The sequence below is a fragment of the Marinimicrobium sp. UBA4509 genome (assembly GCF_002388575.1).
Lineage (GTDB): Bacteria > Pseudomonadota > Gammaproteobacteria > Pseudomonadales > Cellvibrionaceae > Marinimicrobium > Marinimicrobium koreense.
In genome coordinates, this window is record NZ_DGMV01000084.1 from 50,781 (window position 1) to 51,298 (window position 518).

Consider the following 518-nt stretch of genomic DNA (forward strand, 5'->3'; position numbering starts at 1 on the left):
TACGGCCAGGCCCAGAGCGTTTTCCGGTGGGCTGTTCAGAAACTGGCGGACCAGCTTGGCCGGAACGTGACCCTCGAAAATATAGCCCTCCTCAGAGACACCGGTATGGCAGGAGGCGTACTCGGGAGCGATCCCCAACTGCGCCTTGATGGTCGCCATCCGGCTCGGGTGCTCAATGGCCGCCTCGAAGCCCTCGCCCTCCATGTGCGTAATCCAGTCCTCACAGCAGCCGCAGGTCGGGCTTTTGTAAACCGTCAGTGCAGTGGCCTCGGCAGAATCGGGCGCGGCCGACGTGCTGTCGGAGCTGGCGCTCGTTTCGGTCTCCGGCGCCTCTCCGCAACCGGTCATAATGAGCAGCAGGGCCAAGGCACAGGCTAAGCGTTTGAGCATGTCAGTCATCCAGTCGGTGGTCCATGGTGCGTGACGGCTGCTGGCAGCGGCTGTCACCGATGATTTGGGCGGGTACGCCGGCGGCGATTTTGCGGCAGGGGACGGACTTGAGCACCACGCTGCCCGCG

Annotated in this window: 1 protein-coding gene; it reads right to left on the bottom strand. The window is 64.1% G+C overall.

Annotated features, from left to right (window positions below):
• Nucleotides 1-390 (bottom strand): DUF411 domain-containing protein (locus tag B3520_RS15785; RefSeq protein ID WP_286876415.1); only part of this gene is annotated, 390 nt, incomplete at its 3' end.
• Between the last annotated feature and the right edge of the window lie 128 nt (nt 391-518).